Below are 22,996 nucleotides of genomic sequence, written 5' to 3'. Positions count from 1 at the left end.
GGCGGTCGTCATGTCCGCCACGTCCGCACCCGGTGATGTGTCCGTGCCCGGTCCGGTCTCCGGCTCCGGGGTGGTGGTGCGGTCCGCCGCCGCCGGCCGCGTACGGCTGCTGGTTCCCTGGCTGCGCGCGCGGCCGGGCTGTGCCGGGATCGTCGATGAGCGGTTCACGGATCTGCCGGGTTTCCGGGCGCTGCGCATCTTCCCGCGCACCGGCGCCGTGATCGTCTGGGTGCAGCCCGAGCTGGTCGATGTGGACCGGCTCGTCGCCGCCCTCGCCGAGGCGCCGCCGCCGGGGGTGCCGGCCAGGGACAGCCGGTCCGTGGCCGACTCCTCCACGGGGGAGGTCGCGCGGCTGGTCGTCGGTGGTGCGGTGCTCGCCCTGCTGGGACTGCGGCGACTGCTCGGCCGGCCCCCGTGGACGCCGGCGGGCTCGGCCGGCTTCCTCAGTACGGTCACTGTCTTCACCGGGCTGCCGTTCTTCCGCGGCGCCGCACGCACCCTCGGCGGCAGACGCCACGTGGGTACCGACCTGCTGGTGACGACAGCGACCGTGATCTCGCTGGTCCTGCGCGAGAACGTGGTCGCGCTCATGGTGCTGTGGCTGCTCAACATCGGTGAGTTCCTGCAGGCCATCACCCTGCGGCGGACCCGGCGCGCCATCGAGGAACTGCTCTCCATCGGCGAGGAGCGGGTCTGGCTGGTCCGCGACGGCGTGGAGCTGGAGGTCGACCTCACGGAGGTCAGGACCGGGGACGTCGTCGCGGTCTACGAACACCACCGCATCCCCGTCGACGGCACCGCCGAGTCCGGCGAGGCGCTGGTGGACCAGGCGGCGATCACCGGCGAGGCGCTTCCGGTGTACGTCCAGCCGGGCAGCGAGGTCTACGCGGGCACCCTCGTCTCCACCGGTTCGATCACCGTACGGGCCACCTCGGTCGGGCAGGACACGGTAGTCGGGCGGATCATCACCCGCGTCGAGGAGGCACAGGCCGACCGGGCCCCGATCCAGACCGTCGCCGCCGCCTTCACCCGCCGCTTCGTGCCCGTCTCGTTCGCCCTCGCGGGGATCACGTACGTACTGACCCGCGACGCCCGGCGGGCCATGACGATGCTGCTGATCGCCTGCCCCTGTGCCGCGGGCCTGGCCACCCCGACCGCGATCAGCGCGGCCATCGGCAACGGCGCCCGCAGGGGCACCCTCATCAAGGGCGGCACCCACCTGGAGGGGATCGGCCGCGTCACCGCCGTGGTCTTCGACAAGACCGGCACCCTCACGCTGGGCCGTCCCCTGGTCACCAGCGTGGTCACACTCGACGAGGCGGTCACCGCCGACGAGGTGCTGAGCCTGGCGGCCTCCGGAGAACTGCACGCCCGGCACCCGCTGGCCGAGGCCATCGTCCGGCGCACCGAGGAACAGCACCTGCACATCCCGATCCACCAGGCCTGCGAGGTCGTGCTCGGGATGGGCGTACGCGCCGAACTCGACGGCACCCGCCTGCTCGTGGGCAGCCCCGCCCTGCTGCGCCGCCACGGCCTGGAGCTCTCCGACGTCGCCCAGGACTGGACGAGCCGACTGCGCACCGCCGGCGAGACCGTCATCTGCCTCGCCCACGACGACAGGCTGATCGGCATGCTCGGCCTGTCCGACGCCGTACGCGGCGGAGCCGACACCGTCGTCCGTCAGCTCACCGACCTCGGGGTCACCCGCATCGCGCTGCTGACCGGCGACGCACCCGAGACCGCCCAGGCCGTGGCCGACGCCCTCGGCATCACGGAGGTCCACGCCCACGCGCTGCCCGAGGCCAAACTCCAGTTGATCCGCGACCTCCAGGCAGAGGGACACAGCGTGGCGATGGTCGGCGACGGCACCAACGACGCCCCCGCGCTGGCGCTCGCCGACGTCGGCATCGTCATGGGCGCCCACTCCTCCCACGTCGCGCTGGAGACCGCCGACATCGCCCTGGCCGGAAACGACCTGCGCAATGTCGCCGCCGTCGTGGAACTCAGCCGGCACACCCTGCGTGTCGTACGGCAGAACTACACCCTGTCCATCGGCGTGAACCTCGCCGGCCTCATCGCGGGCGCCGGCGGCTCCATCAACCCCGTGCTGGCCGCCCTGCTCCACAACACCAGCAGCATCGCCGTGGTCGCCAACTCCGCCCGGCTGGTGGGCCACACCCCCCACCTGCCCAGCGACGCCACCGCACGGCTGCGCGCCGCGCCGCTGGAGGAGCGGCGCGTGCGCTGACACTGGCGGAAGGCGGGCCCTGGAGTGAACCTGGTGTGAGCAACCCGACGAGGCTTGCCATCGACTCTGCGTAACTGACCTCCCCTGGACGGTTCTTACGACCTGGTGATTGGGTGGCCCGGACACGCCGGTCGACGCACAGGAGAGCCCCGTAGCCATGAGCAGCCCTCATACGTACGAGTACAAGGTCGTCACCTTCCGTGAGTCGCTGATCGGCGACGCACTGGACGGGGACAAGCTGGAGAAGGTCCTCAACAAGCACGCCGAGGACGGTTGGGCGCTCAAGGCCATCACGTCCGCCGACGTCAAGGGCCGCGTAGGACCTGGCGCGGTGGAGGGGTTGCTGCTGACGCTGGAGCGGCCGCGCGCCTGACGTGACGTAGTACTACGTGGCAGGCCTCCCTCGTCGCAGGCGTAGCACGGTGCCCTCGCCGTTGGCCGAGAGCAGCAGCGTGCCGTCCGGGGCGGTGGTGAGGCCGGCGAAGGAGCGGGGGGTGCCGGGCATGTGGTGGGTGAGGAGGGCCGGTTGGGTGCGGGTCGTACCCGGGGGCAGGCCCACCGGCAGGTCCTCGGCCTCGACCCGGCACTCCCCCGTGGTGAGGGAGATCGCCGTGAGCGTCCGGCGGCCGGTCTCCACGACGAACAGCTCTTCACCCAGGACCGCCAGTCCCTGTGGGGACTGGAGCCCGTCGGCCAGCGTGAACGGCGCGGCCTCGTCATCGGTGTCGTCGATGACGAGCACCGCACCGAGCTGGTCGTCGCTGACGTAGCAGCGGCCTTCTGCGTCGAACGCGACGTCGACCGGGTGGCCGAGTCCTTCGGCGAGGACGGTGAGGGTGTCGTCCGCGTCCAGGGCCATGATCCGCCCGGCGCCCGTCTCGGCGACCACTGTCCGGCCGTCCGGCGTCGTGGTGATGCCCGTCGGCCGGTCAAGTCCCTTCGCCCGCACGCGCGTTGTGCCCTGCGCCGGGTCGTGGGTTCTGATCTCGCCGTACTGCGAGGTCGTGTGGAGCAGGCTGTCGTCCGCGGTGACTGCGTGGGTCAGTTCGAGGTGGCCGTGCGTGCGCACCTCGCCGACGTCGCGGACGCCGGTGGGCGGCAGGGCGGCCACGCGGTAGTGGTCCGCCGCGTACACGGTGCCGCCGAGGTCGACCGTGAGGCCGAAGGGGCCGTCGAGTCCGGTCGGCACGATCTCGCGGGTGCGGCCGTCGGGGTGCATCTCGGTGACGCCTCCGCTGGCGAAGCTGGAGACGTACATGCGGTTCTCGTCGTCGAAGGCGGCGTTGTCGAGGCCCACGACGCCACTGGTGAGGACCGACCGGGCGCCGGAGCCATGCAGGTCGATCCGGGTCACGATGCCGGCCTCGCCCCGGGAGAGAACGGTGAGGACACCGCCCCGGTCGAAGCGGACCGCGACCGGTTCGTGGACGTCCCGCGCGACCCGCTCGGGCGCCCCGCCGTCGGCCGGGATGCGCCACACCTCGCCGGTCAGCATGTGCGGGTAGTACAGGCAGCCGTCCGGGCCGAGTTGCATGGCGTTGCCGAGCGCGAGCCCCTCGGTGAGCACCACCGGATCGCGGCCGTCGGGGAAGAGCTCCAGGAGCCGGCCGTTCATCTTCATCTCGTTGACGAAGAGCCGGTCCCCCACGCAGGTGATGCCGTTGGGCACCCGCACCTGGTCGGACACGAGCGTGTAGTCGCCCTGCGGGCTACGGCGCCACACCCTCCCGGGAACGAGGTCGGCGATGTACATCGAGCCGTCCGCACCGAACGCGAGGTCGTCCGGCGACTGCACGGGACCGTCCATCGGGACGATCACCTCGATGTCGGCGGTCGCCGGATCCACGGCGCTGATCTGGCCGGCCAGGAACTGGGCGACGTACAGTCGCCCGTCGGGACCGAAGGCCACGCCGTTGGAACCCCACAGCCTGCTGGGCGGGTTGAGTCGGGCGATGTCCCAGCGGTTGCTGCGGCCGGGGCCGCGCCGCCCGGTGCCGTACCGGTCGGCCGGTGTCGACGTCACGCCGTGTCGCCGTCGCCGTCGACGAGGACCTCGCTCAGGCCGCCGTTCGTACGCCACTTGCCCAGCAGGGCGTGGAAGGCGACCGGTCCATCGCCGTACGACTCGCTGCGCTCCCTGGGCCGGCCTTCGTTGTTGTAGTAGCCGGGGGTGCACTCGGCCTGGAAACGGTAGAGGTCGGCCGCCTTCTGACGGATCGTCGCCACCCATGCGGCCTCGGCCTCGGCGCTCGGCTCCACCCGCAGCGCCTGCCGGTCGCGTGCGGCACGGATCACGGCGGCCACGTGGGTGGCCTGTTCGTCGAGGACATGGACGAAGTTGACGGAGCTGGCGTTCTGCAGCGGGCCCAGCTGGAAGAGGTTCGGGAAACCGTGGCTGTAGAAGCCGTGCAGGGTTTTGGGGCCCTGCCGCCATGCCTCGGTCAGGGTGACACCGGTCCTGCCGTGGACGGGGAGCCGTCCGGAGAAGACGCCGGAGACACCGACGTCGAAGCCGGTGGCGAAGATGATGCAGTCGACCTCGTATTCCCGGCCTCCGACGACGACCCCGCCCTCGGTGATCCGCTCCACGCCATGGCTGTCGGCCGTGTCGACGAGGGTGACGTTCGGCCGGTTGAAGGTCTGCAGATAGGAGTCGCTGAAGGTGGGCCGCTTGCACATGTAGCGGTACCAGGGCTTGAGCAGCTCGGCCGTCTCCGCGTCGTCGACGAGGGCGTCCACGCGGGCGCGGATCTCGTCCATCTTCTGGAAGTCGGCGATCTCGTACGCCCGTTCCCGCTCCGCGGGCGGCAGCTGCCGGCGGTGGCTGTCGCTGGGGATCAGCTTCTGCTGCAGCCGGGCGGTGTGGGTCCAGCCGTCGTCGACGAGGTCCTCGTCCGCCGGGCCGCCGGTGACCAGGGTGAGGAAGTTCTCCATACGACGCCGCTGCCAGCCCGGCGTCAACGACTCGGCCCAGTCGGGATCCGTGGGGCGGTTGCCGCGCACGTCGACCGAGGACGGCGTGCGCTGGAACACGTACAACTGCCGGGCGTCAGCGCCCAGATGTGGGACGCACTGGATCGCGGTCGCGCCCGTGCCGATCAGACCGACGCGTTTGTCGGCGAGCCGGTGGAGGTTTCCGTCGGCGTCCCCTCCGGTGTACGCGTAGTCCCAGCGGCTGGTGTGGAAGGTGTGACCCTTGAAGTCGGTGATGCCGGGGATTCCGGGCAGCTTGGGCTCGCTGAGGGTGCCGCTGGCGGTGACGACGAAGCGTGCCCGCATCCGGTCGCCCCGGTCGGTGGTGACGATCCACTCCGACTCGGCCTCGTCGTAGCGCAGTTCGGTGACCTGGGTCTGGAAGCAGGCGTCGCGGTACAGGTCGAAGGTCCGCCCGATCGCCTGGGCGTGGCGGCGGATCTCCTCGCCGGGGGCGTACTTCCACTGCGGGACGTAGCCGACCTCCTCCAGCAGCGGCATGTAGATGTACGACTCGATGTCGCAGTGGATGCCTGGGTACCGGTTCCAGTACCAGGTGCCGCCGAAGTCGCCGCCCTTCTCGATCACGCGGATCGATGCGACGCCCGCCTGCCGCAGCCGGGCACCGGCGAGCAGTCCGCCGAACCCGCCGCCGACGATGGCGACTTCGACCCGGCCGGTCAACGGCTCGCGGCCCGGCAGCGGGTCGGCGTACGGGTCGTCGGCGTAGTAGCCGAACTCTCCGGCGAGCCGCTGGTACTGGCCGCCGCCGTCGGGGCGGATTCTGCGGTTCCGCTCTGCTCGGTAGCGGGCGCGCAGCGACTCGAGGTCGAGGCCGGGCACGTCGGGGGCGGGTGAGGCGTGGGGGGAGGTCATGAACGCAGTCAATCGGGCCGCCATTGATTACGTCAATCAACTGCCTTAAATTTTGGCCACGGTGGGATCGCCGCGACGATGAGGCGGTCCCCCGCTCCGTCAGTGCTCCGGGGCGCAGCAGTCGTCCTTGGCGTCCCGCTCCAGGCGGCAGAAGCAGGACGCCTCGACGGGGACGTCCGTCATGGCGGCGGCCAGCTTCAGCTGCTGGGCGACGATGCGGGCCTCCCCCAGCTTGCCGAGGCGGAGCAGGCACTCGTGGAAGCCGTGCAGGGACCAGACGTTGCCGGGGTGCTGCAGGGCGCGCGGGAGGGAGCCGTCCAGGCCCAGGTCGGCGCGGTAGACCGCTTCGGCCTCCGCGACGCGGCCCTGTTCCAGGAGGAGGGCGCCGTAGGCGTGCCGGGTGGGCTGCATCCATCCCCAGGGCTCGTCGTACGGGAGGTTGTCGTCCAGGTCGATGGCCCGTTCCAGGGCGGCGAAGGCGGTGTCGTGGTTGCCCTTGCGGTACTCCAGTTCCCCGTCCAGCATCGCCGAGGCGACGGCGAGGATGTCGGCACAGGTGTTGTTGAACAGCATGCGGGTGGGCGGGACTTGGGCGAGCGCGCGGTGGAAGAGCTCGCGTTCGGTCTCGGCCTCCGGGATGCGGCCGGTCGCCGAGAGGGCCACGCCGCGGGCGTAGTGCAGCATCGCGGTGGTCACGCTGTAGAGCTCCGGGTCGGCGGGCAGGGGCAGTTCGAGGATGTCCGCCCAGCGGCCGAAGCGGATCAGGACGTGGACCCGCATGGCCAGAAAGCCCTCCAGCCAGTCGGCCATGGGCGGGCTCTGCACCCGCAGCAGTTCTTCGGGGATGGAGGCCTCGAGTTCGGCGGCCGTCTGAAGTGCGGTTTGGGACCGCCCGAGGAACATCGCACCGTAGATCTTGAAGTGGTAGTTGTGCGATCGGTACAGGGTGTAGAAGTTCATCGCGCCGGAGCGGGCTCGGAACTTCTCGTCGGCGGCGATCGCACGGGTGTTGTCCGACACGACGCGCCGGTAGTCGCCGCACAGCACGTCGAGGTGCGAGGGCATGTGCTGCAGGTGCCCCGCGTCCGGCACCAGGTCGCGCAGCCGGTCGGCGACCGGAAGGGCGGTCTCCGGAGCCGGGGACATCTCCATCAGGTGGATGTAGAGGTGCAGCAGACCCGGGTGGCGCGCTCCCTCCTCGGTGGCCAGCGCGCGTTCCAGGACGGCCTTGGCCTCCACCGTGCGGGCACCTTCGGCGGGCTCGCCGGTGGGCAGGTCCCACAGCTGCCAGGGCGTGAGGTTCATGAGGGCGTCCGCGTACAGCGTGGCCACGTCCAGGTCGTCGGGGGCGAGGTCATAGACGGCGCGCATGCTCTCGGCGTAGGGCGCGTTCCACACCGAGCAGTCCTCCACCGCCTCGGCCTGCGGATAGCGGGCGCGCAGGGCCTGGATCAGGGCCCGCTCGACGGGCGTGGTGCCGGCCGCCCTCTCATGGGCGAGTTCCACGGCGGCATGGGTCCGGTCGACGGTGTGTTCCAGGTCGTCGCCGTCGAAGGCCTCCCACGGCTTGTTGTAGTTGGGGCCGAGCGCGTAGGCGATGCCCCACTGGGCCATGGCGCAGCCGGGGTCCGCCGCTGCCGCGGCCTCGAAGCAGCGAACGGCTTCCTCGTGGTGGAAGGCGTACGTCCACACCAGGCCGCGGTCGAACCACAGCTGGGCCTCGGCGGACGAGGTCGTCACGGGGCGGGAGTGGGTGCCGAGATCGTAGTAGTCCATGGGCTTCTCCTCATGTCCGCCATCAGTCTGGTCACGACCTGCCGACCCCGCCACCACCGGGACTACCCACCCCGAGGAACGCTGCATCCACCCATTGGTGGCTGCCTCAGGGCACTATCCGTTCGCTCTCGCCCTCGGCATCGATGTGCGGCAGCACCCGGTCCAGCAAGCAGTGCGGGCTTCCGCTACGGGCCGGCGCCGAGCGCCGGATCGCCCGCCGTGGCCCAGCAGGCCAGCCTATTTCTTCCGCAATTCAACCGGAATGTTTCCCAATTCAACCGCCATTTCGCGTGAGCCGCGATCCTTTCACCGGGCGACGCCCCCGCTTGCGAACACCGGAGGTCAGGACGAGGCTGGAACTATGGGAACTACCGGTTCGGGCTTGTCAACCGGAACCACATCTGCCGCTCCCGCGGCAAGGGCTCATGCCCAGCACTGTACGCCCGGCCACGCTCAACTGCGGGAAATTCGTTCGCCCGTTGGCGCTGCCCCTATGTGGGTGACCCTGCCAGACGCGGATCCCACGGTGCCGTCGCGCCAGTGGACCGCCCGCCCAACAGTTCGGCCGCGCTCCAGGCGTTCGCCCAGCAGATCGAACCCGGCAGGCGCACCGCGTCCGGGCCGCTGGCAGCCGCAGCCATGAGGCATGGCCGAGCCCGATCCGACGGCCGTCGCCGAGCGGGCTCCTGACCCAGACCGAGGCGCCGACCGCCAGCGGCCGGCCCGGCGCAGTCACGCACCCCACGTGCCGCACCACAGCCACTCGGTCAGTCGCGGGCGATCAGGAAGGGCGATGCGTCCCATTGCCCACGGACCGGTCGCACGAACGGATTGCTCGTTCTCATTTCTCGGGCGATGCCAGCCAGTCGCGGATCTCGCGGGCGTACGGGTCTTCCGGGGCGAGGGAAAGTGCGTGCTCGCAGTCTGTGACGGCGTCCTCGTGGCGTCCGAGGTGGTGCTGTACGCGCGCCCGGTTCGCCCAGATCAACGGTGATTCCGGCTCGATTGCGAGGGCCTGGTCCGTACGCTCCAGTGCTTCGCGGTACCTGCCCCACTCCCGAAGCATGACGCCCCAGCTATTGAGCAGGTTGGCGTCGCCCGGCCACAGTGTCGCAGTGTGCCGGTACGCTGCGTCCGCCTCCTCGTAGCGGCCCAGGTCCGCCAACGTGCGGGACTTGTGCCACCACGTAACCCGGTCGTCGGGGCGGATTTCCAGCACGCGATCGAAGCAGTGGAGCGCTTCGCCGAACTCCTCAAGTTGCTTGTGGGCGAGCCCGCGGGCGAGCCATCCGTTGAACCAGCGAGGCGCGATCTCCAAAGACCGATCCGCACGTGCGAGGGCCTCGGTGAACCGCTGCTGCCGGGTCAGGATCATGGACCAGGTGGAGAAGAGCTCGGCGTTGTTCGGAAGTAGCTCGGCAGCCCGCTCGAACGCCGCGTCCGCCTCCTCGTAGTGGCCGACTTTGCCCAGCGAGTTCCCCTTGTTCCGCCAGGCAGCGCCGAGGTTCGGTGCGAGTTCCAGACAGCGGTCGAGACAGGGCAGCGCCTCCTCGTGGCGGCCGAGTTCGCTCAGTGCCCCGCCCTTGCTGGCCCACAGGCTCGGTTCTTTCGCGTTCAGTTCCAGGGCACGGTCGTAGGAGGCGAGGGCGTCCACGCGCCGGCCGAGGGAGACGAGCGCGAGCCCGTGGACCTGCCAGAGCTTGCTGTCCTCGACGTCGTCGCCGCTGGGCGTCATGGCGAGTCCGGACTCCGCCGCTGCCAGGGCCTTCTCCGGCTGCTCCAGTTCACGAAAGGCGATGCTCCGGTTGAGCCACGTGGTGACGTCCGTGCCACGCGCGGTCGGGGATGCGGAGGCACGACGGCCGATGAGCCGCTGGTGCGCATGGTCGAGCAACTCGCGTACCTCGGCGAAGGATGCGGGACGCCGAGCAGGGTCCGGGTCGACACAGCGGAGGATGACCTTCGTGAGCGGCGCCGGGATCGCCCGGGCTGTCCGGGAGCGGTCGATGTGACGCTGTGCCTGCCCGCCCGGTGGCGGAAGCTGGGTGGTCAGCATCTCGAAGAGCATCACGCCGAAGGCGTAGACGTCGGTCCACGCGCCGAGTTCGGCGCCGGGTCTGAACTGCTCGGGCGCCATGTAAGCCGGCGTTCCGGCGACGGTGGTGTAGATGGCACGGGCAGAGGCCGGGGCGGCGGTCAGCCCCAGCGTCGCCTCCCGCGCCGTGCGCAGCGTGTGGGCGAGCCCGAAGTCGGTGACCTTCAAGATGCCGTCGTCAGTCACCATGCAGTTGGACGGCTTGAGATCCCGGTGGACCAGGCCCAGTTGGTGCCAGGCATGGGCCATGCCGTCGCACAGGTGCAGGCTGAACCGGATGGCCTGGCGCGGGCTGAGCGGTCCCGTGTCCAGGCGATCGCCGAGATCGCCGCCGTCGACGTATTCCATCACCAAGCAGGGAAAGCCCTCGATGGTCTCCGCCCACAAGGCGGTGACGATATGCGGATGCTCATCGAGGCTGACCCAGGTGGCGCCTTCTCGCAGGAAACGCACGCGGTCGTCGTCGCTCCACAGCAGGCGGGCGTCGAACGACTTGACGGCGTACACCTCCTCGTCGGTGTCCCGGACGATGTAGACGACTCCGAATCCCCCGCTGCGCACGGCCTCCACGACGTAGCGGTTGATGTCGCCGGTGTTCGACGCCCGGCTGCCCTCCAGTCGCTGACCGACGGCGAAATTGACCCGCCGTGGGGGCAGCGGCGGCAGCGCCCGGAGCGCCTGCCGGGCCGCACCATCGCTCGCATCCAACTCGACGGCCCGGCCATAGGCACAACGCGCGGCCTCAATGCGCCCGGCACGCTGGAAGACCGACCCGAGCTCCCTGTGGATCGCCCCCTGCCCGGGGCGCAGCAGGGCCGCCCGCCCCAGCAACTCGATCGCCAGGTCCAGCGCCCCCTCGCCGGCAGCGACACGTGCCCGCTCGCACAGTGCACCCGCATCCGAACCGGACTCCTCGCCCCGCACGCGGCGCCTACGCCCCCACATCGGCGACCCCAACTCCCCAGCACAGGAACTTCCTGCACTCGAAGCCTGCTTTCCCTGAGAAACACCATGCAATCGCCGGCCGGACGAAGGAATGGTGAGCAGCGTGATCACGCGGGCAGCGCGCGGGGTGCCCATCCACCTGGCCGAGTGGACTCCAGTCACCACCGAGTGGGTGCCCCGCCTGACTGAGCCTCATTTCGCTTGATTCACAAGGGCGTTGGATCGATGCTGTGATGCCGTCTGTGAACTTCTGATTCATGGAGGAACACCCGTGCCATCCAACCCCCCACTGATCCCGCGTGCGAAGGCGCGCGGGAGACTGGCTGTCGGAGCCCTGGTCACCGCACTGTTCGGCCAGTTACTCGCCGGGACGGCCGTAGCCGCCCCCGCCGCCCCCGAGACCGCGGCTCCCTCGGCCCAGGCCCCGTCACCCGGGCGAATAGCCTGGGAACCCTGTGAATCGCCCTCCGGTCAGGGCACTTTCGAGTGCGCCACCGTCAAGGTGCCCGTTGACTGGAAGCGTCCGTACGGCGCCACCATTGACCTGGCCCTCGCCCGCCACCTGGCCACCGACCCCGAGCGCCGGATCGGTTCGCTGCTGATCAACCCCGGTGGTCCGGGGGGTTCCGGCGTGGACTTCGCGTTCAGCGCCCCCGACTCCTTCTCCCCCGAACTGCTGGCTCGTTTCGACATCGTGGGCTTCGACCCGCGCGGCGTCGGCCGCAGCAACCCGGTGAAGTGCGACGAGGATCGGGTGAACGCTCAGGACGCGCTGCTCTACCCCGACAGTGCCGCCTCCTTCGCCGCCCTCCGCGCGGCGAACCGCGCGCTCGGCGAGAGCTGCCGTGACATCACCGGGCCGCTGGCCGCGCACATGGACACCGCGAGTGTCGTCCGCGACATGGACGCGATCCGCGCCGGCCTCGGCGAGAAGCGGATCAGCTACTACGGCGTCTCCTACGGCACCGCGATCGGCCAGCAGTATGCCGAGCGCTACCCGCACCGCGTCCGCGCGATGACCCTCGACTCGAACATGGACCACAGCCTGGCCACGTGGGACTTCCAGAAGACCGAGGCCATGGCGGTCGAGGAGTCGTACGGCCAGTTCGCCGACTGGTGCGCCCGTACGCCGTCCTGCGTGCTCCACGACCGTGACGCCCGCGCCCTGTTCGACTCGCTCTACAAGCGCGCGGACGCCGGTGGATTGGTCCTGCCGGGCGACCCGCCCCAGAAGGTCACCCCCCAGGACCTCCAGATCCTCGCCCTGAGCTACATGTACGACCCGGCCAACTGGTTCGAGTTCGCTCAGACCCTCACCGACCTGGACGCCGCCGATCCCGCGGCGGCACGGTCCCTCCGGAAGTACGGCGAGCCGACTGAATTCCCGTTCTACCCGGTGATGTGCCAGGACTACGACTTCGGCGTCCCCTCGTACGACACCCTCGCCCGCTTCGAACGCGAACTCGCCCGCCGTGCCCCCGTCACCCGCTTCAGCACTCTCGGCTGGACGGTCCAGACCGGCTGCCAGGACTGGCCGACCGAGGTGACCAACCCGCAGCGCAGGCTCCGCGTCGACGGGACCCCACCGATCCTGATGACCAACAGCCGCTTCGACCCGGCCACCCCGCACTCCTGGGGCTCCAACGCGGCCCGGCAGATCGGCCGCGAGGCCGTGTTCCTGACGTACGACGGTGTCGGCCACGGCGACTACTGGCTGAGCCCCTGCACGCGTGACGCCATCGACACCTACCTCACCACCCTGAAGACGCCCCGCAAGGGCACGCACTGCCCCGCAGTCTGGCCGACCGCACCCTCCGCCCAGCGGCAGTCGCCGACCGGCGGCCTCGTCAACCCGCTGCCCGACCTGCTGGGCACGGGAACGTATCGGTGAACCGCGCGACGCTTTGCACTGACCGGACCGCATGTCTCGCGGACTGAGACTGGAGTGTCCGTCGCGAGTGCCCATGCACCGCGCCGATGCCCCGCGTTGTCGCAGTAGCGGCAGTGCGCGGGCGGGAGGTCCGGTTGAGGGTGTCGTTGACCGACTCGATCAGCTGCCGCACCCCCGTGAGCAGGGACTCTCCCCGGTGACGAGTTTCCGGTCGTCACCGGGGAGTCGACCTGCCGGGTCAGCCCCGAGCCACCGCGATGGCCCCCGCGAGCCTCTCCCCCGCCTCGTAGATCATGTACGGGACGCCGTCGTCGGTGCCGAAGGAAGGCGCCGCTGCGCGCCCGTTCTCGGGAGCCGCGCTGCGCGAGTTGTAGAAGACGCCGAGGTGGGTGCGCTTGCGGAAGTCGTTGCCGACTTCGGTGATCATGATGTCGCCGCCGCTTCCCTTGTCCTTGTTGTAGACGACGTAGGTGCTGTTGTTGCGGTGGAGAAGGTGCGGACCGCCGACGTTGACGGCGCCGACGTCGCCGTGCCGGATCAGCGGCTGCTGGTCGTAGTTCCAGGTGCGGCCGTCGGCGGACCAACCCCAGTGGATGTCACGGTGGTCGGTGGTGTTGTTGAGCATGAAGACCATCACGTAGCGGGCGCCGTGTGAGGGCAGGTCGTGGCGGAAGACCCGGGCGTACGACGTCTCTGTGGTGCCTGCCGGGAGCATGGACGCCGACAGGACGACCTTGTCGTACGTGAAGTGGATCCCGTCGGCCGAGCGGGCGAGGCGGGTCGTGGTGTTCTCTCCGTGGAAGTACAGCCAGAACTCCTTGGCGTCCTGGTTCCACAGCACGTGGGGCGACGAGACATGGCTGACGGAGTAATGCGGGGACCACTTGTTGGAGACGATCGGGTTCGACGGGTACTCCGTGAACGGACCCGCCAGTGAGTTGCCGTAGGCCAGGCAGATCCCACCGGGAGCGTCGTGCGGCGCGTAGTACAGGTAGTAGCGGCCGAGGGGGGAGCTCAGCTTGTCGTAGACGCCCCGGATGCAGGGGAAGATGATCTCGCCGGTGGGGTTGTACTTCAGCTGAGACGCCGTCAGAAGGGTCCGGGCGTAGGTGTAGTCGGGGAATCCGCCGGGTGCCGCGGCCGCGGGCTGGGCACCCAGGGTCGTCCCGATGGTGACGGCGGCTCCGGTGGCGGCGGTGGCTCGGAGGAAGAGACGCCGGTCGAGGTGAGGCTCGTGCATGGTCGGCTCCAATGCCAGAAGGTTGCGGCTCAGCGGGCCCGGACGGGGCCGTGGGCTCAGAGGTGGATGGCGGCGGTGACACACAGGCCGCCGAGGGCGACCGCCCAGACGTACGGCAGGGTGCGCACCATGACTTGTTGGGGAGTGACGCCTGCGTACTGGGCGCTCCACACGGTCTGTGTGCTGGTGGGGTCGGCGACGCCGAAGACCTGGTTGTACGAGGTGGTCATGCCGAGGACGGCGGCCGCGGGGTAGATGCCGGTGGCGATGAGGACGCCGGCGATGCCCGCGCCGAGCCCGAACACGTTGAGGGGACCGCGGTAGAGGCACAGCGGGACGAGGAGCGTGAAGACGAGGACGAACACCACGGGGTTCTGCGGACTGACGGCCTTGACGAGCGGTTCGAGTGCGGCCACGGCGCCGGGCAGTTTCACGGCCGCGAGCAGGATGCCGATGGCGACGAACAGGGCGATCGGCGGTGCGGCCACCTCGAAGCCGCCGTACAGGGTGCGCAGCAGCCGCTTGTTCATCTCGCCGGGCCGGGTCGTGGTGGCCAGCGCGTACAGGACGCCCGCCAGCAGCGAGGGGATGATGGCGAGTTCGAAGCCCAGGGCGAGGACGAGCGGGACGGCGGGGGCGAGCAGCGCGTACCAGGGCGCGTCGCCCAGGTCCGCGCGGCGTGAACGAGGCTTCGGGTCGACGGACTTGAGCGACCAGGCGTGTTCGGTGCCACGCCGTCGTGTCTCGACGAGGACGAACGCGAGGGCGGCGACCAGGGCGAACGGGAAAAGCTTCACCATGAAGCCGCGCACGGTCGGGATCGGCAGTTCCAGCGCGGTGGAGAAGAACTGCCACACCGGCAGCTCGAAGGGGATGCCCACGGCGATGCCCATCAGCACCGTGCCCGCGGCGGTCACCTTGGGCACGCCGACGGCGATCATCGCGGGGATGCCGATGATGCCGGCGAGCATGGCGGCGGGTGCCGAGCCGGTCACTGTTCCGACGAGCGCGGACACGGCGAGGACACCGAGGGCCACCACGGTCGGGCGGTCACCGCCGAACTCGACGATCTTGCGGACGAGCGTGCCCGCGATACCGGTCTCGTCGAGGAGCTTGCCCAGCCAGGAGCCCAGAATGATCGCGATCATGGTGGCGGCCAGGGCCGGCGCGCCTTCCTGGAGGACGGTGTCCAGGACGCTGTTCTCGCCGGTGAGCGGTGCCCCGGCGAGGAAGGCGATGACGACGGCGAGCAGCACCAGCGCGAAGGCGGTGGGGAGTCTGCGGGTGAGCATCAGGCCGACGCCGGCGGCCATGACGAGGAGGATGACGACACCCATGGGTCAGTTCTCTCTTCCGGGCCGGGTGAGCGCCGCGCGCAGCGCAGCGGTGAGGAGCAGGGGGCTGCGGCCGAGCCCGCAGACGGTTCTGGCGTAGGCGTGAGCGGCGACCTCTTCGGCACCGGCGACATGCCCGGCCACGCGGTGGCGTCCGAGACGCAGCACGGTGTGGTCGAGTGCCTGCTTGAGCGCGGCCTTTTCCGGGCCGTGGTGGAGGCGGGCGTGCACAGCCTCGTGGGCGAGCGCGGCCGCGCGGACCGAGCCCGGCGGGTACCAGGCACGCCAGCCGCGGGCGTCGACCAGCTCCTCGGCAAGGGTGAGCGTGTCGGTGTAGAGCTCGACCGTCGGGGGCCGTGACGTGTAGCGGGCGAGCAGCATCCGCTCCAGACCGTCGTCCCGCTCGACCACACGCGCGGTGGACGGGACGGGGGCGAGCCGGGACCCGAACTCGTCGGCTCTACGGGCCCATTGGCGCAGCAGCTCGCGGTCGCGGCCCTCGTGGGTGGGCGTGGCCGCCAGCAGCCGGACGGCCCATTCGATGTCGTCGACGGCTGCGGGATCCATCAACTCCTGGTCTGGGGCGGTGCGTTCAGTGGCCGTCATGACCGCACCTCCAGGACCGCGACCACCGGTTCGTCGGCCGCACGGGCCCGCAACTCACTGCGGGCCAGCGCGAGCAGAGGCTGCGGATCGAGGACGCCGGACAGGTCGGCGATGCGGGAGCCGAGCAGCAGCCGCAGGGCGGGAGCGCGTACCCCGCCGTCGCCGTACGAGGTGGACTCGCCCACCAGCCGGGCGAGCACCTCGGGGGCGCCGGCCACGGTGGTGGTCTCCACGCGGGCGTCGGCGGCGTGGTGGCGTACGACACCGTCCATGTCGACGATCCGCACGGGCCGGCGGGGCGGTCGCAGGCGGCGGTGCGTCCGCGTGCCGTAGACGGTGTGGGCGGCGGTGCCCGCCAGGACATCGACCGCCGCGGGGTCGGCCTTGAGACTGGCCGCCGCGGCACGGAGCCGCTCGATGTCGTCGGCGCGGTGGGACCGGTCCTGGGTGCGCAGTTCGGTGGCGCCGGTCGCGACCGCACGCACGGTGCTGGTCTGCGGGTCGACGGTGACCTCGACCTCGACGCCTTCGGCGGCGGCGCCCTGGGCGACGACCGCGCGCTCCGCCTCGGCGCGGACGGCGAGGATCTGCTCCTGCGAAGCACCGGGCACGATCCGCTCGACCTGTTCCCGTACGAGCGCGAGGGCGACGCCGATGGGGCTGATGACCTCGTTGTGGCGGGCGATCCGGCCCTCCATGCCGCTGATGCGGGCGAGGTGCGGGGTGACGGACGCGGCGCCGCCGCCTCCGCCGACGAGGACGGCCGTGTCCTTGTCGAGGCGGTAGTCGCGGATCATGGCGTCCACCACCGTCTTCACCTGGGCGACGCCCGCGTCGAGGATCCGCGTGGCCGCGGTCGCGACGTCGGTGCCGAGCACGGCGGCCAGCGGGGCGATCGCGGCGCGCGCGGTCTCCGGGTCGCAGCGGGCGAAGTCGTCCTCGGGTACGCGGCCGAGGGCGTTGGCGGCACAGGTCATGGTGACGGCGAACCGTCCGCCCGCCGCGTCGATCACGGCGTAGTCGGCGGGGTCGCCGTCCATGGGCCGGACAGTGTCCACACGTGCGTCGCGCAGCTGGTCGGGGGAGGCGAAGCAGGCGTACGGCAGTCCCGCGATATGGGCGCTGCGCGGTCCCACGCCCGTCACCCGGCCTTCACCGATCCGCACCATGGAGCCGCCGCCGACGCCGACCGTGCGCACGTCGAGCGCGCTCAGATACGAGGTCTTGCCGAGGATGGTGGCGTGCTGGACGGCGACCTTGCCGCGGCGTACGACACTGATGTCGGTCGAAGTGCCTCCGGTCTCCAGGAACGCGCCCTCGCTCACCCGCTCCTGCATCAGAGCGCCCGCGACTCCGGCAGCCGGACCCGACAGGACCGTCAGGAGCGGTCGGCGGCGCATCTCGTCGAGCGCCATCACACCGCCGTCGCAGCGCATCACCATCAGCGGCGCGGTCACGCCCGCCTTGGTGATGGAGGCGTCGACGAGGTCGGCGGTGGCCAGCATGCGGGGCAGGATCGCCGCGTTGACCACGGCGGTGCGGGTGCGCTTGTGCAGCCCGTACAGCGAGGTGATCTCGTGCGCGGCGGTCATCGGCAGTCCGTACGGCCGTGCCGCGTCCAGGACGGCCTGCTCGCCCTCGGGGCGGTCGACGCTGAACGGCTGGCTGGCGACGAGGACCGATGCGCCTTCGTCCTTCAGCTGTTCGACGGCGCGGCGGACGGCTGCCGTGTTCTGAGGGTCGGCGACATGCGCGTAGGCCAACGGGAGCCTTTTGCCGGGGGCGAGTTCGAGCTTGCCGAACGAGGCGAGGCGGCGGGTGAACACTGCTGAGGGGCCGGTCCCGATGCCGATCAGTCCGACGGTCGCCACGTCGCCCTCCAGAAGGGCGTTGGTGGCCTGGGTCGTCCCGTGCGCCAGGAAGGCGACGTCGCTCGGGGCACAGCCGGTCTGCCCCAGGAGCCGGTCGAGCGCCTCGACGATGCCGTGTGCGACGCCGTCCTCGTGATGGTGGCTGGTGGGGACCTTGACCTGCCCCAGGAGTTCGAGGGTCGCAGCGTCCACGGCCACGGCGTCGGTGAAGGTTCCGCCCACGTCGATGCCGACGCGGATGCGGGGTGTGTTCATGTCCGGGCACCTCCTTGTGCTGGACTTGCGCTGGATCGGTTCGCGTGGGCCGTCGCCGGGCGGGGCGGGTGGATCCGCCCCGCCCGCAACTCCCCTCCGTGCAGGGGTCGTTCAGTAGCCGCGTACGTCCGGCCAGTGGCGTTGCACTCCGTCGCGGTCGAGCAGCCGCGCGAATTCCTCGAACCGCTTGTCCTCGGCCTGGACCTGGTGCGGCTCGACGTCCTCGGCCACGCAGTGGGCGGCCAGAGCACCGGCGACCTCGCCGACGTTCCACTCCACCGGGTGGAGCCGGTAGCAGCCGTTGGTGATGTGGGTCGTGCCGATGTTCTTGCCCGCGGGCAGCAGGTTGCGGACCCTCCGCGGCACCAGCGCCCCGAGGGGGATCTCGAAGGGCACCGAGCCGATGTCGATGTAGTTGTCACCGCCGGTCGAGGGATGCAGGTCGATGCGGTACCCGCCCACGCCGACGGAGTCCCGGTGCCGGGTGCCGCCGTACGGGCCGACCAGGTCGATCGCCACGTCGTGCTCGGTGACCGTGGTGACGGCCTTGATACGGCGGGACTCGCGGACGTACGCCGCCTTGGCCAGGCCGTCCGCCGTGCCGGTCACGTCCGGGCGGATCCGTAGGCCCGGGAAGCCGGTGCCGCCGTCCGGGCGCGGTGCCTCGGTCTGCAGCCAGTACAGCAGTGACAGCGACAACTGCCGTGCCTCGCGCAGAGCTTCGGCCTCCTGGCCGATGTACGGCTTGAGCCAGTAGTCGTTGAGCGGCCAGTTGACGAGTGTGATGTCGGAGTCGAAGGCGCCCGGTGAGTGCAGCTTGCGTGCGAGGACACGGCGAAAGCCCCACAGTTCCTTGTCACCGGCGTCGGCGCTCTGGTCGGCGGAGACACTGAGCGGGTCGAGATCGGGATTCGGTACGAAGGTCCGCCGCACCGGCTCCAGCGTCCGGGGGTCGGGCGCCTCGAAGCCGAGCAGTGGGCCGGGCCAGAACGAGGGCCGGTAGGTGCGCCAGAAGTCGTAGTCCTGCGGGCGGTCGATCGTGTGGTCCTCGCCCTCGTGGTGGGAGAGCGCGAAGCAGACCGTGATGCCCTGCTGGTTGTCGGGCTGAGCCTCGTCCGGGGCGTGCGGCTCGTCGAACTCGGCGCGCGCCTCGGCCCCGTTCGCGTGCTCGACACTCGCAAGGTGGAGAAGCTCGCCCGTCTCGGTGGCATCCAGGACGTAACGCGCGGTGAGGGTGCGCAGCGTCCCGTCACGCAGGTCCTGGAGGGTCACCGATCGCACGACATCGTTGTCGGACTCGGCGGAGACCGGCCGGTGCTCGGTGAGTACCGTCAGCCGGCCCGCCGCCCGGTGGGGCGCGAGCATGCCCTCCAGGACGGCGAGGGCGACCCTCGGCTCGTGGCAGAGCTTGCTGACGCGGCCCGCTCCCGGGTTGAGGTCGGTGAGCGCCATGGCCTCGGCCCGCAGCGGGTACCAGTGGCGGTAGTACCTCCGGATCTCCTCGCGCAGCCGCCGGTACGAAGCGGTCGTACCGAACCGCTCGACCCACGGGTGTTCGTCGGGCGGTACGGCCTGGCTGGTGAGCTGGCCGCCGATCCAGTCCGTCTCCTCGGTGAGCACGACGCTGCGTCCTGACCGGCAGGCGGCGAGTGCCGCGGCCACGCCACCGAGGCCGCCGCCCACAACGAGGATGTCTGCTTCGGGTATCACGCTTCTCCTTGCCGCTGGATCAGGTTCACAGGGGGTGAGGCCGGTACGGACCGTGCTCAGGGACGGGCACGCGGCGGTCCGGTCGTCGGGCCCGGGCGGAAGACGCAGCTGACGAGTGGCTCGCGCGCCTCCTCCCCCGCGACGAGCGCGGCCAGCAGCCGCACGGCCGCGGCGCCCAACTGCGGCCGGGGAATGTCGAATCCGGTCGGTACAGGCTCGCTCGCCAGATCGGAGGGCGGGCTGCCGAGCAGGGCCAGGGACACCTCTGCAGGGCAGTCGAGGCCCGCCGCGCGCACGGCGGTGAGCAGGCCCCGCCAGGCCGCCCCGGTGTCGGTCTCCTCCACGACGAAAGCCGTCACCCCGTCATCGACCCAGGCACGCAGCCGTTCGGACGTGAGGTCCCGCTGCGGATCAGCGGACCGGAAGACGGTCGCAGGCCCGGAGGGCAGACCTGCCGCCTCCAACCCTTCCAGGAAGCCGCGCTGGCGGTCCGCCGAGGCGGGTGCGTCGTCGTCCTCGCGGACGAGGACGATCCGCCGATGCCCCAACTCGGCCAGATGGCCCACGACGTCCCGTGTGGCTTCGACGTAGTCCGCGCCCACCCATGCCACGCCCTCCAACTCCTCGCGGCGGCCCAGGTGTACGACCGGGAAGCCGTCCTCGACCAGCCGCTTGAGCTCCGTCCGGGGTGTGTGCCGACCGATGAACAGACACCCGTCGGCGAGCCGGACCCGGCTCAGGGCCTCGGGACCTGCGGCCCCCGCGCCGCCGGTGCTCGACCCGGTGAACAGCACCAGGTCGTAGCCGAGCGCCGCCGCCTCGCGCTCCACGCCGACCAGGAAGGGGTAGTACGAGTGCTGCACATCGGTGGGGAACGTGGCGGTGAAGCTGAAGACGCCGAGGAGATTGTTGCGGGCGGCGGCCAGCCGTCGGGCGGCCGGGTCGGGCACGTAGCCGAGGCTGCGGGCTGCCTCCAGGACCCGTCGACGGGTCTCCTCGGAGATGAGGCGTCCCTTGCTGTCGGGCTTCGTGGAGAGCACCAGGGACACGGTCGCCTGGGACACGCCCGCGAGCCGAGCCACCTCGGCCTGCCGGGGCCGTGACGTACGTCCGGCCGGAGCGGGCGTTCGTCCGGGCCGCTTCCTGTGTTCCACGGTGGCTTCTCTCCCCGGGGCATGGTTCGGTGCCGTCGACGTCGACGGCACAGCTGTTAATGCGTATTACCTAATGCGCATTAACGCGAGACTGCACCTCCCCGCCCAGCGGGTCAAGACTTGTGACAGAAGCGCCGCGGAACAGAGCCACACCGGTCAGGTCGGCCTCGCACGCCGGCCAGGTACCGGTCTCAGGAGCCGTCGTCCGCGAAGGGGCCGTCGGCGGTGAAGGCGCGTGCGGCGAAGCGTTCGCCCATACGGCGGTGGGTGGTGGCGTCCGGGTGGAGCTCGTCGGGGAGCGGCAGTTCGGCATAGTCGGCCTCGCCGTAGAGTTCGCGGCCGTCGAGGTAGTGCAGGTTCGGGTCGTCCGCCGAACGTTGTGCCACGATGCGGGCCAGCTCCTCGCGGATCACGCGCAGCGTCAGCTTCCCGCTCGCGCGTTCCGCCGGATCGCCCATGGCCGCGAACCGCAGCCGGCCCTCGCTGATCTCACTGAAGTCGGGGAAGGCGGGGCCCGGCGTGTCCTCGTGGATGGGGCAGAGGATGGGCGCGACGACCAGCAGGGGCACGGTCGGGTGGCCCTCGCGGAGGGTGTCGAGGAAGCCGTGGACCGCGGGACCGAAAGCGCGCAGGCGCATCAGGTCGGCGTTGACCAGGTTGATACCGATCTTGACGCTGATCAGGTCGGCGGGGGTGTCGCGCATGGTGCGGGCGGTGAACGGGTCGAGCAGGGCGCCGCCGCCCAGGCCCAGGTTGATCAGCTCCACGCCGCCGAGGCCGGCGGCCAGGGCGGGCCAGGTCGTGGTGGGACTGGCCGCGTCGGAACCGTGGCTGATGGAACTGCCGTGGTGGAGCCACACCCTGCGGCCCGAATCCCGCGCGGGTTCGACGGGGGCGTCAGTGCGCAGGGCCAGGACTTCGGTGGTCTCGTTGTGCGGCAACCAGATCTCGACGTCCTTGTCACGCTCGGGCAGACCGCTGAAACGGAGGGTTCCGGGTGGGCCGGGCTGAATCTCGGCGGTGCCCGCGACCATGTCGATGGTCACGGTGTTGCCGCCCGTGACGCTTGCCTGTCCGGCCGGGCGGCCGTCGACGATGAGGTCGTACACACCGTCCGGGCGGGGCGGCGCGCCCACGTAGACCCGCTTGGTGGGCAGTGTGTCCAGCTCGACCGCGGTGGCGCGGGTACGGAAGACCAGCCGTACGCCGGAGGGCTGGGACTCGGCCATGGCCAGCTGGGGGTCGGTGCTCTGGGCACGGGCCCACGCGGGCAGCCGGTGCGGCAGCATCCCGTGTTCGGTGCGCTCCACGTCGAGGGCGCCGCGCAGGAGCCCGGCGGTGACGGGAGTGGTGATCCAGTCGTGCTCGGTGTTCATGTCCTCAGCCTGTCGATCAAGGGGTGGAGCGGGCGGGCCAGTTGCGCAGCAGGGTGTCGAGGGCGTCCAGGACCCGCACCCAGGACTCCTCGCTGTCGGGGGCGCTGTGGCTGAAACCGCCCGCGCCTTCGAGGCTCGCGTAGCCGTGGAAGACGCTGCCCAGCAGCCGCACCGCGTGGGTCTCGTCGGGTTCCGTCAGGTCGTATCCGCGCAGGATCGCCCGCGTCATCCGGGCGTGCCGGACCCCGGCACTGGCGGCCGCCGTCTCGGGGTCGAGTCTCATCCGGGCGGCCGCGGCCCGGCCGGGGTGCTCGTGGGCGTAGTCGCGGTAGACGTTCGCGAACGCGGTCAGGGCGTCCTTGCCGGCCCGCCCGGCGACCGCGTCGGCGGACAGGTCGGCCAGTTCCTCCAGCGCGAACAGGGCGATCCGGGTCTTGAGGTCCTGGGAGTTCTTCACGTGCGAGTACAGGCTCGCGACCTTGACGTCGAACCGACGGGCAAGCTCGGAGACGGTCACCTGATCGAAGCCGACCTCGTCGGCGAGCTCCGCGCCTGCCCGGATCAGGCGTTCTGTAGTCAGCCCTACTCGTGCCATAACCGACCTCCCATTCACCGAAATAGAGTATGCGCATGCCTAAATAATTTA

The 22,996-nt window shown here is 70.7% G+C and carries 15 protein-coding genes; 3 read left to right on the top strand and 12 right to left on the bottom strand.

Translation table 11 applies throughout. The annotated features are described in order from the left end of the window. The first annotated feature begins 10 nt into the window (after positions 1 to 10). Both ACTWQO_RS29305 and ACTWQO_RS29300 read left to right on the top strand, forming a co-directional pair. Complete coding sequence (locus ACTWQO_RS29305; RefSeq protein ID WP_443240367.1) at positions 11 to 2,248, top strand: heavy metal translocating P-type ATPase; 2,238 nt, start codon at positions 11 to 13, stop codon at positions 2,246 to 2,248. A 157-nt stretch (positions 2,249 to 2,405) separates the two neighbouring features. Further along, complete coding sequence (locus tag ACTWQO_RS29300; protein WP_443240366.1) at positions 2,406 to 2,621, top strand: DUF4177 domain-containing protein; 216 nt, start codon at positions 2,406 to 2,408, stop codon at positions 2,619 to 2,621. A 12-nt stretch (positions 2,622 to 2,633) separates the two neighbouring features. On the opposite strand, the gene ACTWQO_RS29295 is transcribed toward ACTWQO_RS29300, so the two are convergent. From ACTWQO_RS29295 to ACTWQO_RS29280, 4 genes are all read right to left on the bottom strand, one after another. After that, positions 2,634 to 4,271, bottom strand: coding sequence for a hypothetical protein (locus ACTWQO_RS29295; protein ID WP_443240365.1), 1,638 nt, complete (start codon positions 4,269 to 4,271; stop codon positions 2,634 to 2,636). After that, complete coding sequence (locus ACTWQO_RS29290; RefSeq protein WP_443240364.1) at positions 4,268 to 6,097, bottom strand: flavin-containing monooxygenase; 1,830 nt, start codon at positions 6,095 to 6,097, stop codon at positions 4,268 to 4,270. Before ACTWQO_RS29290 ends, ACTWQO_RS29295 begins: the two co-directional genes overlap by 4 nt. A 99-nt stretch (positions 6,098 to 6,196) precedes the next feature. Continuing rightward, positions 6,197 to 7,873 carry a hypothetical protein gene (locus tag ACTWQO_RS29285; RefSeq protein WP_443240363.1) on the bottom strand — a complete coding sequence of 559 codons (1,677 nt, stop codon included), beginning with the start codon at positions 7,871 to 7,873 and terminating at the stop codon, positions 6,197 to 6,199. A gap of 841 nt (positions 7,874 to 8,714) precedes the next feature. Next, positions 8,715 to 10,913, bottom strand: coding sequence for a tetratricopeptide repeat protein (locus tag ACTWQO_RS29280; RefSeq protein WP_443240362.1), 2,199 nt, complete (start codon positions 10,911 to 10,913; stop codon positions 8,715 to 8,717). A gap of 271 nt (positions 10,914 to 11,184) precedes the next feature. Between ACTWQO_RS29280 and ACTWQO_RS29275 the strand changes: the two genes are divergently transcribed. Beyond that, the gene (locus tag ACTWQO_RS29275; protein ID WP_443240361.1) at positions 11,185 to 12,804 is read left to right on the top strand and encodes an alpha/beta hydrolase; all 1,620 of its coding nucleotides are present in this window, start codon (positions 11,185 to 11,187) and stop codon (positions 12,802 to 12,804) included. Positions 12,805 to 13,042: 238 nt separating this feature from the next. Here ACTWQO_RS29275 and ACTWQO_RS29270 read toward each other — a convergent pair whose 3' ends face one another. From ACTWQO_RS29270 to ACTWQO_RS29235, 8 genes are all read right to left on the bottom strand, one after another. Further along, a complete protein-coding gene (locus tag ACTWQO_RS29270; RefSeq protein WP_443240360.1) occupies positions 13,043 to 14,044 on the bottom strand; it encodes a hypothetical protein in 1,002 nt (333 codons plus the stop codon). Positions 14,045 to 14,100: 56 nt separating this feature from the next. Beyond that, positions 14,101 to 15,381: a transporter gene (locus tag ACTWQO_RS29265; RefSeq protein WP_443240359.1), complete on the bottom strand. Its 1,281-nt coding sequence runs from the start codon at positions 15,379 to 15,381 to the stop codon at positions 14,101 to 14,103. 3 nt (positions 15,382 to 15,384) lie between these two features. Further along, complete coding sequence (locus ACTWQO_RS29260) at positions 15,385 to 15,984, bottom strand: hypothetical protein (RefSeq protein ID WP_443240358.1); 600 nt, start codon at positions 15,982 to 15,984, stop codon at positions 15,385 to 15,387. Next, entirely contained in the window at positions 15,981 to 18,110 is a 2,130-nt protein-coding gene (locus ACTWQO_RS29255) for a hydantoinase/oxoprolinase family protein (RefSeq protein ID WP_443240357.1), read from the bottom strand. Before ACTWQO_RS29255 ends, ACTWQO_RS29260 begins: the two co-directional genes overlap by 4 nt. A gap of 111 nt (positions 18,111 to 18,221) precedes the next feature. Then, positions 18,222 to 19,820 (bottom strand): FAD-dependent oxidoreductase, encoded by a 1,599-nt coding sequence (locus ACTWQO_RS29250; protein WP_443240356.1) that lies wholly within the window; start codon positions 19,818 to 19,820, stop codon positions 18,222 to 18,224. Positions 19,821 to 19,876: 56 nt separating this feature from the next. Next, on the bottom strand, positions 19,877 to 20,974 hold the full coding sequence (locus ACTWQO_RS29245) for a LacI family DNA-binding transcriptional regulator (RefSeq protein WP_443240355.1): 1,098 nt from the start codon (positions 20,972 to 20,974) through the stop codon (positions 19,877 to 19,879). A gap of 191 nt (positions 20,975 to 21,165) precedes the next feature. Further along, positions 21,166 to 22,350 (bottom strand): lipase, encoded by a 1,185-nt coding sequence (locus ACTWQO_RS29240; RefSeq protein WP_443240354.1) that lies wholly within the window; start codon positions 22,348 to 22,350, stop codon positions 21,166 to 21,168. Positions 22,351 to 22,366: 16 nt separating this feature from the next. After that, positions 22,367 to 22,945 (bottom strand): TetR/AcrR family transcriptional regulator, encoded by a 579-nt coding sequence (locus ACTWQO_RS29235; RefSeq protein WP_443240353.1) that lies wholly within the window; start codon positions 22,943 to 22,945, stop codon positions 22,367 to 22,369. Positions 22,946 to 22,996: the final 51 nt, after the last annotated feature.

Origin of the sequence: Streptomyces sp. 4N124 (assembly GCF_052245395.1) — a bacterium.
In the GTDB taxonomy this organism is placed as follows: Bacteria; Actinomycetota; Actinomycetes; order Streptomycetales; family Streptomycetaceae; genus Streptomyces.
This window is presented reverse-complemented; position numbering and strand designations above follow the sequence as displayed.